Origin of the sequence: Nannocystis pusilla (genome assembly GCF_020073745.1) — a bacterium.
GTDB classification, from domain to species: Bacteria; Myxococcota_A; Polyangia; order Nannocystales; family Nannocystaceae; genus Nannocystis; species Nannocystis radixulma.
In genome coordinates this window covers 222,669-236,542 of the sequence record NZ_JAIRAU010000005.1, presented here as the reverse complement: position 1 = coordinate 236,542, position 13,874 = coordinate 222,669, and the positions used below count along the sequence as shown (strand labels likewise).

Here is a 13,874-nt window from a genome sequence, read left to right as displayed (position 1 = left end):
CCCGGGCCGAGTAGAAATCATCGAATGTCACGAGACCATCGACACCGAGCCCGACACCAAGGAGCGCCTGCAGCGCTTCGCTGAATCCCTCTGGATGCACGCATGCGCCGCTTGACGGCGGCCAGTCGCCTTCCTTCCTCCTCGCACACGGAGATCCCCATGACCCCTGCTGTCATCCTCGACAAGCTCCTGCCGCGCTGGCGCGCCAAGCTGCCGCCGAGCTATTCGCCCGAGTTCATCGACGGCTTCATCCAGCGCAACCGTGACGCGCTCGAGGCCGTCGTCGCCCGCGCGATGATGCTGCGCCGCATGAAGCGCGGCGAGCCGCCGAAGACTGCCGAGGAGTTCGCGGCTTACGCGAAGCTCGCCGCGCGCGAGCGGCCGAAGGACGCCGAGCCCGACGCCGCCGTGATCAAGCGGATCATGAAGCGGATGGACAAGATGCTCGCGCGCGACCCCGGCCCGGACGGCCAGGAAGGGGCGGTCGCGTTCGGCGTCGAGTTCGCCGAGATCCGCGCCGAGGCGATCCTCCTCCGGCAGATCGGATGGGACGCTGTCCCGCTGCTGTTGCGCCGGCCCGCCCTGGTGATTCTTGAGTCCGGCTCGCCCTTCATCGTACGTAACGCCTCGGGGGAGCTTCATCTCAACCCGATCTATTCCGAGGGCTCCGACGAGAGGCTGCGCGCCGACCTGAAGGCCGTGCAGGAGCGGGTCGCCCAGCTCCGCGACGGGATCGCCGACGCGGCGCGGCTCGATCGTTACGCCGCCGCGCTGTGGACGCGTGCGCGGGCCGCCGGCGCCCGACCTAAAAGTGCGCCCTTTGAGATCGAGACCCCGCCGGACCTGCGCGACAAGTCGTGGCGCACCGACGCCAACCTCCGGGCGATGCGGCTCGCCCTGTCCAAAGAGCCAGGCGAACTCACGGCCGAGGATCTTCGGGCGCTCGCGCAGTACTCCGGCTGGGGCGGCCTCTCGATCGAGAACGTCAAGAAGTTGGTCCCGCCCGGACTGACGCCGGAGTCGTTCGGCCTGATCCACGAGTACTACACGCCGACGGCGATCGCCGAGGCGATCGCCGAGACCCTGTGCCCGCTCCTGCCCGAGCTCGCCGGCAACGACGGCGTCGTCCGGGCGCTCGAGCCCAGCGCCGGTATCGGCCGGCTGATCCGCGCATTCAGCCCGCGCCGCTGCCTCGAGCTCGAAGCCGGCGGCCAGATTAAAAAGATCGCCTGGACCGCGGTCGAGTTCTCCACGGTCAGCTCGACGCTGCTGCGCGCGCTTCGGCCCGACGCCGACGTGTACCACGGCCCGTTCGAGCGCTGGGTCGTCAGCGAGGGCCCGCGCTACCGAGGCACGATCGGGCTCGTCGTCTCCAACCCGCCCTACGGGGAGCGCGGCGCGATGGCCCGCGAGGACCCCGACGAATTTTACAAAGAGAAGCGCGCCTTCGCCTACTTCATGCGCCGCGTGCTCGACCTGCTCGTGCCGGGCGGCGTCGGTGTGTTCTTGATCCCGGCGGGCTTCCTCAGCGGCAACCTCAACCGCGGCCTGCGCGAGAAGCTGCTGCGCCGTCATCACCTGCTCGGCGCCTTCCGCCTGCCGAGCCACGACAAGAAGGGCCGCGAGACTGTGCCCGGCGCAGCGGTCGTGATGGACGTCGTGTTCTGGCGCAGCCGTGGCGGCGAGCTGACCGAGGTCGACCAGGCCGACGACTTCATCCTCGATGGCGACTACTTCAAGCACCACCCGGACCACATCCTCGGCAGAGAGGACGGCGCGTTCGCCGGTGACGACGAGGCCGGCATGGCGCGGAGCTGGCGGTACACCGTGACGGGAGACTTCGCCGGCCTGCCCGCCCTCACGCCGCGCCCGATCTGCACGGCCTGCGTGCTCACGTCGATCGTCCAGCGCGAGGTCGGACCTGTTCAAAAGGTCACACGCGAGGATGAGGCGATCCCCGCGGACGTCGAGGACGACCTGCGGCCGGCGCTCGAGCTCGGCCGTCGCGTCGGTCGCTACCTCGCGGCGGTCGGCGCCGACGAGGCCGAGCGGGCGGCGCAGCTCTGGCCCGAGCTCCACGCGGCGCTGCGCGACTTCGCCGCGACCGCCGGCAACCCCTGGCGGGACAAGGCCCTGCGCGGGCTCGCGGACCGCCGCCAGCTCGCCGCGGCCCAGCACCTCCTCAACGCCTTCGAGAAGTCCGGCAGCATCGCCCCCGCGCTGCGCGAGCCGCCCGCGGTGCAGCCGAAATTCTCCGGGCAGCCGAACGACGTCGTCGCGCAGGCCGAGGCCCTGTTCCGCCAGCAGCGCGCGCTGACCCTCGCGCAGCTCATGACCTTCCACAAGCAGCAGGGCGGCTCGCTCAGCTCGGCGGACGCAGTCGCGGCGCTCCTGGAGGCGGAGTGGAACCTCGACGGCGAGGCGTGGGACCGACTCCTCCCGCGCGACGCGTACCTGACTGGCAATGATCTGTGGGCCCGGCACGACCGCGCGACCGCCCGCGCCGCACAGGGTGACGAGCAGGCGAAGGTGCAGGTGCGGCGGCTGCTCGAGGCGATCGCGCCGGCCGTCTTCGACGACCTCACCGACATCAGCCCGCAGCACGGCTATGTCCCGCTCGACCTCGTCGCCGGCTGGATCTCCGCCACCCTCAACGGCCGCTACGGCGCGATCGAGCTCGAGCGCAAGGACGGCTTCGTGCAGCTCAAGGGCCACGACTACACCAGCGAGAAAGCGCCCGCGATCTCCCCCGCGACCCTCGCCTTCCTCGGCTACTACAACCACGATCCCGAGCTGTTCCGTCCCCCGCAAGAGAAGCGCGACCGCGACGCCGGGCCGCGGAGTCGTGAAGAGCGGAAGGCTGCCAAGCAGAGCCTCGCGGAGCGGCGGCTCGCCCTGGCGAAGCAGTGGGAGGAGTCATTCAAAGCGTGGGTCGCCGCCGACGAGGGCCGGCGCGAGCAGCTCGTCCACGCGTACAACCGTGTCGCTCGCGGCCGCATCGTCCCGACCTACACGCCCGAGCCGCTCGACATCGCCCGCTGGGGCTCCGGCGCGCCGAAATTGAAGCCCCACCAGCTCGCCGGCGCCCGGCGTGTGCTGTCGCAGCGCGGGGGCCTCGTCGCCTTCGACGTCGGCGTCGGCAAGACCTACACGGCGCTGGCGATCATCGCCCGTGCGCGCCAGGAGGGCTGGGTCCGCCGCCCCGTGATCCTCGTGCCGGGCTCGCTCGTGTGGAAGTGGCACGACGACATCCTCTGCACGCTGCCCGACTACCGCGTCGTCGTGATCGGCTCGAAGCGCAAGCGGATCACTCGCGGCGTCCGCAAGGACGTCATCACCTCCGAGACTGACACGCCGGAGCAGCGCGCGAAGAAGTGGACCCTGCTCCAAACCGGCCAGGCCGACGTCGCCATCCTCAGCTACGACGCGCTCGCGCGGACGAAGATGAACGAGGACGCCGTGATGGCCTACGTCGAGCAGGTCGAGGCCGTCGCACGATCGATCGCGCTGCGCAAGCGGACGCTCGAGGAGAAGGCGCAGAACGCCAAGCAGAAGGAGAAGCTGTCCGAGCGCGAGCGGGCGCTGCTCGAGCACGGCGTGCGTGCGTGGGTCGAGGAGATCCTCGCGCTGCCCTCGGACTGGCAGTACGACCCCGGCGTCTCGTGGGACGACATCGGCGTCGACATGCTCGTCATCGACGAGGCGGCCGCTTTCAAGAACCTGTACAAGCCGCAGGCGCGCGAGGACGGCGTGCCGAAGTTCATGGGCGGCGGTGGCGAGGGCTCCGACCGCGCGTGGCAGCTCGACTTCCGCGCGGCCGCCGTGCGGCGCAAGACCGGGGGCGCCGGCATCGTCCTGCTGACCGCGACGCCGGCGAAGAACAGCCCGCTCGAGTTCTACAATCTGATCCAGTTCATCGACCCGGCCGCCTTCACCAAGGCTGGGATCCGCGACCCCGAGCAGTTCATCGACCGCTTCCTCAAGATCGAGTACCGCGAGGTGCTCGACTCGACGCTCGATCCGACGAAGAAGCTCGCGGTGACGGGCTTCAAGAACCTCGACGACCTGCGGACGATCCTGTTCACCTACGCGGAGTTCCGCACCGCCGCCGAGGTCGGTCTCCAGCTCCCGCGCCCGCTGGTCGAGACGATCACGATCCAGATGGACGAGGTCCAGGAGGCGAAGTACGACCGCTACGTCGCGGAGATCGAAAAGATCCTCGACAACCCCAACCCGGAGGGCAGCGAGAGCTACGCGATCCTCGGCCTCCTCGCCCGCCTGTCGCTCATCGCCCTGCACGCGGCGCTCGAGGACGGCTACTCCTACAAGACGGCGCTCGAAGGCGGCACGGCCCAAAAGCGCGTCTACCAGGACGGTGAGCCGGTCGACGTCACCGTCCGTCTCGGGCGGCCCGTCTACGAGAGTCCGAAGCTGACCGAGTGCGCGAAGCGAGTCGCCGCCAGCCCGCACTGCGGCCACATCATCTTCTGCGAGCCGACGGCGGTCCACCAGTGGATGCGCGAGGTGCTGGTGAAGCACGAAATCCCGCGCGAGCGGATCGCCATCCTCAACGCCGAGGAGACCGGCCCGGCCGACCGGATCCGCATCGCCCGCGAGTTCAACGGCCTGTCCTCCGAGCCGCCCGCGCCCGGCACCTGCGCGCGCCCGACCGACAGCGCGATCGCGCCGAAGTACGACGTCGTGATCGCCAACTCGGTCGCCTACGAGGGGATCGACCTTCAAGTTCGGACCTGCACGATCCACCACCTCGACCTGCCGTGGACGCCGGCCGACCTCGAGCAGCGGAACGGCCGGGCCGTGCGCCAGGGTAACACCCTCGGCACGGTGCAGATCTACTACTACTTCGCCGACCGCAGCACCGACGGCTACCGCTTCTCCCTGATCGACGGCAAGGCCGGCTGGCTCGGCGAGCTGCTCAAGTCGCAAGTCCGCGACACGAACAACCCCGCCGCGCAGCAGCAGCTCACGCCCGAGGACATCGTCCTGATGATCTCGCGCAACAAGGAGAAGACGCGGGCGCTGCTCGAGGAGAAGCGCAAGCGCCAGGTCGAGGAGGCGCGCGCCAAGATCGCCAGGGAGGCCGCGCGGCTGCTCCGCCAGGCCGCCGCCCGCTTCCGCGACGCCCGAGCGGCCACCGACCCCGAGAGGGCAGCCCGCCTACGCGACGAGGGCGAGCAGCGCCTCGCCGATCTCGAGTCGGTCAACGCCGACGCGTGGCCGTGGGCGCCGTGGATGTACGCCGCCCGCGACGTCGACATGATCGTGCCCGAGAACGGGGGCGCGCCCGTGTACGAGGGCCTGCGCGTCGCCCGGCCCCGCGCCGGCGCGCCGGACCAGTTCGACTACCTCGAGTTCGGCCAGATCGTCAGTACCGAGGAGGGCGACAAGATCGGCCTGCGCGCCGCAGGCTCGCCGGGTTGGCAGCTCGTCGCCTACACGGGCACGCTGAACGGCTCGCCGATCGCGCCCGGCGAGATGCCGCGCGACGGGGGCCCGATGTGGCCCGACGACGACGACACGCGCACCGCCGCGGCGATCGAGAAGAAGATCCGTGAGGTCTTCCGCTACATGCAGTTTGAGGACCTGCGCTGGCGCGGCGCCAGCGACGCCTGGCTGGAGAAGTGGTGGCCTCGCTTCGAGAGGGAGATCGCCGGGGGCCTCGCCGAGTCGCACCACCGCGAGAAGGTGCCAGTGGTCGACGAGGAGGGTCTGGCGATCGCCGCGGGCGCGGAGATCCGCGGCGCGACGATCCTGCCGCCCACTCGCGCCGGCTGGCAGCGCTTCCTCGAGCTCGCGCCCGCGAGCGGCGAGAGTTTTACGAACCTGAAGGACATCGGCCTCGCGTGGTGGGACCGCAAGGTCCCGCAGGACCTGCTCTCGAAGGAGCGCAACCTCCTGCGCGAGCTCATCGTGCCGCGCCTGCTCGAGGATCAAGCGTACCGCAACGCCCGCGAGCACTCGGACGCCCAGAACGCGCGCATCGAACACGACAAGGCCCTCGGCCGCGTGATGCTCGCGCTGTTCAACGAGGACCCCGAGAAGCACGGCGAGCTGTATCGCCGCTACGCGGACGACGAGGCGTTTCGTCGCTCGCTCCACGAGCAGTCCTTCACGACGACCTACGACCAGAAGCAAGAGCAGCGTGGCGAGGGTCGTGCGTCGGGTTCATCGGAGAGGCCACGCCTGACCGACGAGCAGCGCGAGCAGATGCAGGCGCTGCTCGATCGAGACGCCAGGCAGGACCGCTCCGAGCCGCCCGAGGATGTCGACCGGCGGGTCGTGGACAACCTGTTCCTCCAGCGGGCCGCCATGTCCGATGCCCTGATGATGGGCGGCGTCGGGAAGGCCGATCGTCAGAAACAGGCGATGGAGGGAGCCAAGACTGCCGAAGTCATCACCGTCCTGCGCGCCGAGGCGAGCATCCTGCGGGGTCGCGGATACGTGGTGAGCCTCGCCGGCAACGGCGCGCGATCGTTCAACGTCATCGGACACGGCGGCCAGCTCCTCGCGGCTCGTGTCGTCCTGCCGGACGGACTCTTCCTCGCGCCGGAGGTCGACGCGGAGACGCTGACCCGACTCGAGCGCGACCTGGTCGACGCGCACAAGGTCGTGCAGGCGATCATGCGAGAGGAGCGAAAAGGACAGACGCTCGACGACACGGCGATGCTGGCGATCTGGCGCCGCGCTCGCTCGCTGACGCAGGAGACCGCCGAGGCGGGGGATGCGGCGATGACCCTCCGCATTGAGCGTGCCGCAACGTCGACGATCCGGGCGATCGACATTCGCAAGCGCGTCGGTTCGCTCGACGAGGCGAGCCACGAGTACCGCGCCGCGGTCGATGCCAGCGGTGAGGGAGCGTCCACGTTTCCTTCTGGAGAGGTGATCCTGTCGGATGGCCAGCGATACCAAGTTTCGTACAACGGCCGAGTGTGGAGCGAGGGGCGCGTCGTCTTCGACCCGAGAACGACCAACGCGCCTGATGAGGGCGAGCGCTCTGAGCCGCCGGCGCGGACGGTCGAACGGACCCACGAGGAGGCCCGCAGCGCGATCAAGGTGCTCGGCTTGCCCGTCAAACAACATGTCAAGTACCTCCGCCAGGTGGACGAGGCGATCGCCAGTGGCAAGAGTTACCTGCCGATCATCGAACGGGCGCGTAAGGCCGCCGAGAAGCTCACAGCAGGTAAAGGCGCCAAGACGACGGGGCGCGATGCAGCTCCCGCCGCGCGGCCGCCTCGCCGGATCCTCGACGCCGCGCTCGATACCCTCGGGGCGCATCCCGACCTGAGCCGCGATTTGCGCCGAACGGACGGCTACCAGGAGATCGCACGCGCCCTCGAGGAATTCGCCGTGCCGTCCGGGATCAGCGCCGAGGAGCTCCAGACCTGGCTCGAGTCGCATCACCTGATGGACGCTGGTGACATCCTCGCTCGCGCCCGCGTCGAGCCGGTCCCGGTCGCTCGGCTGATGCAGGAGCTGTGGGACAGTGTCCTCGACACGTTCGAGGTCGCCGAGGTCGACGAAGTTGACGGCGTGCTGCGCGTGCCGGAGAACGCGATTTATGACATCTCGGGCCGCGACACGATCCTCGAGCGGGTCATGGAAGGCGACCGCGCCTCGATGCGAACGATCCGGGTCACGCGCGGCGACGAGGCCCACGGCACCGTGGCCATTGATGACCCGACCGATCGGCTGACCCCGGGCGCCCTCGTTCACCTCCGCGGCCGCGACGTGGCCGTCCTCGACCACCTGTACCGGAAGCTCCGCGCCTTCCATCACAACCTCGTCGTTGCGCCGAAGACGCTTCAGGACGTCCGCATGCTCCTGTATTGGACCGCGGTCATGCTCGACGCGCCTCCGTGCCAGGGCGATGTCAAGGCACGGGCGAGCTCCGCCTTCGAGCAGGCGAAGCAGTACTACGACACGGCTCGCCGCCGGCTCTTGGACGGCCTCAGCGTCGACGCGGTCCGCCGCATGCAGGAGGCACTTCGGCGAATCAGCGCCGCCGCGGCCGAGATCGCCCGGAGCTGCGGCGAGGGCCAGATCGACATCGCCGTCACGCCGCCGCACTTGCCCGTCACCCCCGAAGACAAGGCCGCGATCACCGGCGGCCAGGTGGAGGAGAGACCATGACCGACCAGGAATTCATGCAGCGGACGCAGGAGCGTCTCGAGCAGCTCCGCGGCGAGCAACGGCGCCTCCATGAGCGGCTGGCGACGGACCTCCGGCAGATACACGGCCTGCGGATGGGCCTCAACATCCTCGCGGGTACGCTCGCGCTCGGCCTCGGTCTGAGCGTCGGCTACCAGATCGGGAGGCGGTGAGATGGCCGATACACTCACAAGGTCGCAGTCGGAGCTCGACAACGTGCTGTTCGACGCCACCGACCAGCAGCGAACGTTCGATGCCAACTACGGGGACGCGATCTACACCATCCGTCGCAAGATCGTCCACGAGGCCACGATCGCCACGACGGCCGGCCTCGTGCTCGGCGGCCTGCTCGGTGCGCTCGTCGGATCACGGAGGAGGCGCTGACCATGGCCCGTTCATCCGAGTGGGAGAAGCTGGCGATGGCACAGGGCGACCCGAAACCCGCGTGGCCGCTACCGACCGTGACGCCGAAGTTCGCGACCTGGAGCCTCGGCGGCGGCAGGCCCTACGGCTGCGCGACCGACAAGTGCGAGCGGTGGCACGCGGGCGTCGACCTCACCGGCGCGCCTGACGGAGCGCTGATCCTCGCGCCCGAGGACGCGCTGGTCGTCGGCATCGATCGCGGCTGGAGCGAGGGATCCAAGGCGGCGTTCCTGCGCACCAGTTCGGGCCTGTTCCTCGTGCTCGGGGGATTCAAGGCCGGCTCGCACAAGGAGTACGGCATCACGACCGGCCAGCAGGTGCGCAAGGGCGACAAGCTCGGGCGCGTGCTCGGCTCCTACGGGATGATCCACCTCGAGACCTACGCCGCCGAGACGCGCTCCGCGAATTCCGTGTGGTGGAGGACCGAGCCGCCGCCGGACGGCCTGCTGAACCCGACCAACTATGTCGAGCGGATGGTCGGCGACAAGGTATCGCTGCTCCAGACACGGCAGCGACACGAGGCGCTCAAGACCCTCGGTTACTACAAGGGCGACGTCGGCGCGACGTGGGGCGCGACCTCCACTGAGGCGCTCCGCGCCGCGCAGGCGGCCCTCGGGATCGGCGTCGACGGCAAGTGGGGCCCCGAGACAGAGGACGCGATCCAGCGCGCCCTGGCCAAGCTCCAGGGCTGCTCCGCCGACGAGTGCAGCCCCTCGAGCGGCAGCGCGGTCACAGGGGGTGCGAGCTCGGATCCTCTGAGCGCCATCGGCCGACTCGGCTGGTGGATCATCGGCGGGGCGACTTTCGTCGGCGTCGCCGTGGGTTTGGCGGTAGCGATGCGAGCGCGCGAGCAGTAGCGCGTGGCTCGCGGATGGATGGAGGAAAAGACATGGAGGAACAGCACCGCACGCCTCTCTGCTCGACAGACCTGTCGGCGTTCTCCTGCCTGCAACCCGAGCACCTCGCCGGCGTCTTGAGCAGGCACCCGACGCTCGCTCCGCTACTGCTGCAGATCGCGGAGCAAGTCCCGCGCTTCTTCAGGAGAGACGCGGTCAAGCAACTTCGGCTATGCCCCAGCTCCGGGACATACACCGCCGTGGATGACGGCGTAGTTGTGGAGATCGTCGTAGCCGCGGATGATCCAGACGCCAACGAATCACTCGACCGATTCGACGAGGAGTGGTGGTTCGATGCATCGGCTCAATGCGCAGTCGAGGTCGTCGTCGACATCCGCCGGGAATGAGGTCTTGGCCATGAACCGTGCGATCCTCCTCACCGCCCTCGTAACCGGCTCAGCGCTGGTCGGCGCCGGCTATCTCCTGCGCAGCCGGCCGCGAGCACGAGCGCTGCCGTCCAGCATCATCCCGATCGTCACGCCGGTGATCGACGTCGGCGTGGCGGAGGACGTGCTCGGGGTGATGGAGCAGCTCCGCGGAGACGAAGTCACGCTGCTCCTGCACACCGCCGGCGGGTGCGTGACGTCGTGCGTGATGATCGCCAACGCGTTGCGGGAGTTCGAGCGCTCGACGGCGATCGTCCCCTACATGGCGCTATCGGGCGGCACGCTGATCGCCCTCAACGCACGGCAGCTCCAGATGGGTCGCAGCGCGTCGCTCTCGGCGGTCGACCCGATCGTCCACGGCCAGCGGGCCCGGCACCTGCCCGACGACGAACCGCCGAACGGAATTGCCGCGCTCGCCCGCGAGTACGAGGTCGCCATGGCCGGCTACGTGCGGGACACGCTGACGGCGCGGCTGACCGGCGCGGGCGAGTCCGCGATCGAGCGCGCGATGGGCGTGTTCATGGGAGAGCACGCGCCGCACGAATGGCCGATCCGCCGGCCCGAGGTCGAGGCGCTCGGTCTTCCGGTCGGCCCGGCGGCGCGCTCGTGGGCCGAGATGGTCGATGCGTCTCGAAAGAGGTGGTGGTGATGTCGGGCGTGATTGATCAATCTGTCGTGAAGGCGGCTTGCGAGGCGCCGGGTGAAGATGAGCCGCGTGTCGAAGTGCTGAGCGAGTCGCTATGCTCGGCGTCCGAGCTGCGGCAGGCCGTCGTCGCCGGCGCGATCACCACCGGCGTCTTCTGCACGATCGTCGGCGTGGGCATCGGCTACGTCCTCGGCCTGCGCAGGGGGAGGGAGTAGCGGTGCAGTTTTCGATGCTCAACCTGCTCACGGGCCGGCACCAAGTCGGCGCCCTGGTGCTGATGCGCGGTGAGACCTTCATCGAGACGATCGACGAGGGCGGCATGGCCGTGTTCCTCGTGCTACGCGGTACCGCGACAGTGTCGCGCCAGCGCGTCGGGGCGCGGGTCGGCCTGCACCTGACGCCGCGCCTCGGCGAGCCCGTGTGGCTGACGAGCCCGGGGACCTACTGCGTCGTCGCCAAGGATCAGGTCGTCGGCTTGCGGATGCTGCGGACGGGAGGTACGCCTTGACCGTCGATGCGAGCGAGATGGAGGCCGCGCCGGAGACGGCGAGCTTCCGGCACTCCCGCCGCAGGATGTGGCAGGTGGTCCGCGCTCGGTACGAGGAGGCGGTGGCCGGCGCGCGGATGCTCGGCCTCGAGGACGAGGAGGCACGCAAGGTCGCCGCGAGATCTGTCCGCGGGGACATCCGCGCCTTCATGTCGGAGCTCTTGACGCTCGCGCCGGTCCCGGCACTGCTCGAGTTCCTAACCGCCGGCCGAGACTGGGGCACAGCCGGCGAGCGGCTGTTTCAGCGGAGCGACGCGGTTACGGAGCTGATCGACAGCGCATACCCGCGACCAACCTGGACCGAGCTCGGGCCCCTGAGCCCGCAAGTTGCCGAGGACGACGCGCAGTGGTCGGCTTGGGCGACATCTTGGGCCGCAGCGCTGGGCGCCACAGAAGCCGCGGCAGGGAAGGCACTGACCCCTGAGCCGGCGACCTCCACGATTTCCGAAGCGAAGGAGCAGACCTGGTCGCTGCGACGGTGGGCCCCGTGGCTCGCCAGCGCCGCAGCGATGATCAGCGCCACCACGATCGTCGTGGCGGCGACGAGGGAGTAACGGGCCCGAGGAGCGAGCGCGCAGGAATTCGGCCGCCGGCGCGCGCGGGAGACGGGCAAGGAGGGAAGGAGGATAGTCATGAGAATTTTTGACGGTGTCGAGCTGAAGCCGGCTCTGAGTCCGACCATGCAAGGTGCGATCTCGTGGGCGCTCTTGATCGCCAACACGCTGATCGAGGCGGGCAAGAGCCGCGACGAGCGGCTCGCCAGCGAGGCGGGGAAGACGAGGCCGACGACACTCGATCAGGTGATGCAGCAGTCGGGCCTTCGGATCCCGGGGATCGAGGAGGCGCTCGAGCAGCTGATGGGCGGCACCGAGGAGGCCAAGCAGGCCGCCGAGCTGCTCGTAAACAACCCCGACCCCGCGGTGCTCTTGCAGAAGTTCGCCGAGCACTTCGGGCTCAAGATCACCACCGAGGCGGAGCTGACGTCCTCGCCGGCCCCATCGACGGCGCCGCCAGCCGTGTCGCCGACGCGCCCGCCAGCCGCATCGACGCCGCCAGCCCCAAGGATGGCGACACAGCCGACCGCACCGACGATGACAGCGCCGGCGCTCACGGAGCCGCCGCAGTTTCGGGCGGACTTCACCCGCAAGGCCAGCGAGGCCGCCGCGAACACCACCGACGCATCCGCCTTGCGCCCGCCACAGTTTCGGGCGGACTTCACCCGCGAAGCCCGCGAGGCCGCCAAGGCCACCGCGAGCGCTTCTCCGCCCACGAGTGCGCCCAGGTCGCCCGAGCCCGCCAAGGCCACCGCGAGCGCTTCTCCGCCCACGAGTGCGCCCAGGTCGCCCGAGCCCGCCGTCTCCCGCCCCTCGCTGATCGAGATGGTCGAGCACCAGCTCGCCGCGCTGCGCCGCAGGATGGTGGCACACCAGGCCGAGATCGACGAACGTCTCGCTCGCGCGGAGTTCGAGCTCGATGCCCTGCGGGAGCGGCTTCGCGAGCTTCTCGCCGCCCGACGGCCGCTGCCCCTGCGCGCGGTGCCACCGCAGACGATGGAGCCTGTCCCTTCGCCCGTGCAAGCCGCCATCGATGCGCCCACGGTCGAAGAGCCGCCGGTTGCACCCGCGCACACGAACATGCCCGAGCGCTTGCCCGCGGCCGAAGGCGCTGTCGAGCGGATCGAAGATGTCGCCGAGCCGCTACTGCTCGCGGCGACCGAGGACGAAGTCGCCAGCGCCGTCGAACTCGTCGGCGCGTTCGGAGACGAAAACGAGGCGCAACACCGGCAGAGCGCCGCGCGTCTCACCCGGGTCGAGCACGAGCTCCATGTGATGCGTGTCCTGGTCGCGCGCACGGACGCGGGGGGCGAGGACACTGACGGCGAGGCGCAGCCCGAGGGAGCGGACGCGGTCCATGGCTGACAACAAGGACGTCGCCGTCCTGGCGAAGAAGGTCTACGAGCTCACGACGCTCACGCCCGACGAGCTTGAGGCGCGCAAGTGGGAGGCGCTGCTGATCGTCAACGCCGTGATGAGCTCGGCCTCACCCGATGGCATCGCCAGGGCCCATGCCGACAAGGACGCCCGCTGGGGCGCGCAGATCCAACAGGAGGGAATCCTGTCGAGGCTCCACCCGAAGTGGCTGCTGCGCACCGACGACGGCAAAGCCCCGGCGATCAAACACGCTCTCGAGAGCGCGCTGGACAACCCGGTCCGCGACCTCCGCGCGCGCCTTCAGACGCTCCAGTTCATCGCGCCCGCCGATCGCGAGCCGCTGACGGACCTCGTGCGAGCCTTCGAGGCAGATGCGTACGCGGGCGCGCGGGGGGACGCGCGCGACCTGTTTATCACGACGATGCGCGGGATCTCCAAAGAGTGGTTCCGGGACCCGTGGCTGACGGTGCTGCCCCACGATGGCAACCCGCCGCCGGTCTCGATCCTGATCGAGAACCAGGGTCCGACCCACGACGGCAGTTGGCACGACGACCCGTCCGACGACGAGACCTGGGAGAAGATCAAGTTCGGCTGGGCCGACGCGATACGCACCTGGGACGTCGACTTCCTGCGCGACAACCCGCTGAGCCAGCTCTACCTGACCGTGGAATCAGCCGCCGCGACGGCGGCGGAGACGGCGGGCGAAGTCGCGTCGGGAGCCAACGAAGCGGCGAAGGGCATCGCCACGATCTTGAAGTGGGCCCCTTACGTCGTCGCGGGGATCGCCGTCCTCGGCCTGACGACGGCGGTCCTGGTCGCCGCGCGTCGGTGAGCCCGGGACGACGACGAGCACAGACGACATGCGCCGGCGCGGCG

11 protein-coding genes are annotated in these 13,874 nt (G+C 69.7%); all 11 read left to right on the top strand.

Translation table 11 applies throughout. The features are described from left to right. The first annotated feature begins 159 nt into the window (after positions 1 to 159). Complete coding sequence (locus K7C98_RS08885) at positions 160 to 8,151, top strand: SNF2-related protein (RefSeq protein ID WP_224191146.1); 7,992 nt, start codon at positions 160 to 162, stop codon at positions 8,149 to 8,151. Beyond that, entirely contained in the window at positions 8,148 to 8,342 is a 195-nt protein-coding gene (locus K7C98_RS08880) for a hypothetical protein (RefSeq protein ID WP_224191145.1), read from the top strand. Before K7C98_RS08885 ends, K7C98_RS08880 begins: the two co-directional genes overlap by 4 nt. A gap of 1 nt (position 8,343) precedes the next feature. Continuing rightward, the gene (locus K7C98_RS08875) at positions 8,344 to 8,553 is read left to right on the top strand and encodes a hypothetical protein (protein WP_224191144.1); all 210 of its coding nucleotides are present in this window, start codon (positions 8,344 to 8,346) and stop codon (positions 8,551 to 8,553) included. A 2-nt stretch (positions 8,554 to 8,555) separates the two neighbouring features. Next, entirely contained in the window at positions 8,556 to 9,449 is an 894-nt protein-coding gene (locus tag K7C98_RS08870) for a peptidoglycan-binding protein (RefSeq protein WP_224191143.1), read from the top strand. A gap of 32 nt (positions 9,450 to 9,481) precedes the next feature. Then, positions 9,482 to 9,835 carry a hypothetical protein gene (locus K7C98_RS08865; protein ID WP_224191142.1) on the top strand — a complete coding sequence of 118 codons (354 nt, stop codon included), beginning with the start codon at positions 9,482 to 9,484 and terminating at the stop codon, positions 9,833 to 9,835. Positions 9,836 to 9,845: 10 nt separating this feature from the next. After that, the gene (locus tag K7C98_RS08855; protein WP_263429347.1) at positions 9,846 to 10,523 is read left to right on the top strand and encodes an SDH family Clp fold serine proteinase; all 678 of its coding nucleotides are present in this window, start codon (positions 9,846 to 9,848) and stop codon (positions 10,521 to 10,523) included. Further along, positions 10,523 to 10,735 carry a hypothetical protein gene (locus K7C98_RS08850; protein WP_224191141.1) on the top strand — a complete coding sequence of 71 codons (213 nt, stop codon included), beginning with the start codon at positions 10,523 to 10,525 and terminating at the stop codon, positions 10,733 to 10,735. The genes K7C98_RS08855 and K7C98_RS08850 overlap by 1 nt, the downstream gene beginning before the upstream one ends. A gap of 2 nt (positions 10,736 to 10,737) precedes the next feature. Next, positions 10,738 to 11,028, top strand: coding sequence for a hypothetical protein (locus K7C98_RS08845; RefSeq protein ID WP_224191140.1), 291 nt, complete (start codon positions 10,738 to 10,740; stop codon positions 11,026 to 11,028). Then, positions 11,025 to 11,621 (top strand): hypothetical protein, encoded by a 597-nt coding sequence (locus tag K7C98_RS08840; RefSeq protein ID WP_224191139.1) that lies wholly within the window; start codon positions 11,025 to 11,027, stop codon positions 11,619 to 11,621. The genes K7C98_RS08845 and K7C98_RS08840 overlap by 4 nt, the downstream gene beginning before the upstream one ends. Positions 11,622 to 11,699: 78 nt before the next feature. Then, entirely contained in the window at positions 11,700 to 12,986 is a 1,287-nt protein-coding gene (locus K7C98_RS08835; RefSeq protein WP_224191138.1) for a hypothetical protein, read from the top strand. After that, complete coding sequence (locus tag K7C98_RS08830; protein WP_224191137.1) at positions 12,979 to 13,830, top strand: hypothetical protein; 852 nt, start codon at positions 12,979 to 12,981, stop codon at positions 13,828 to 13,830. The genes K7C98_RS08835 and K7C98_RS08830 overlap by 8 nt, the downstream gene beginning before the upstream one ends. The last annotated feature ends 44 nt before the right edge of the window (positions 13,831 to 13,874 follow it).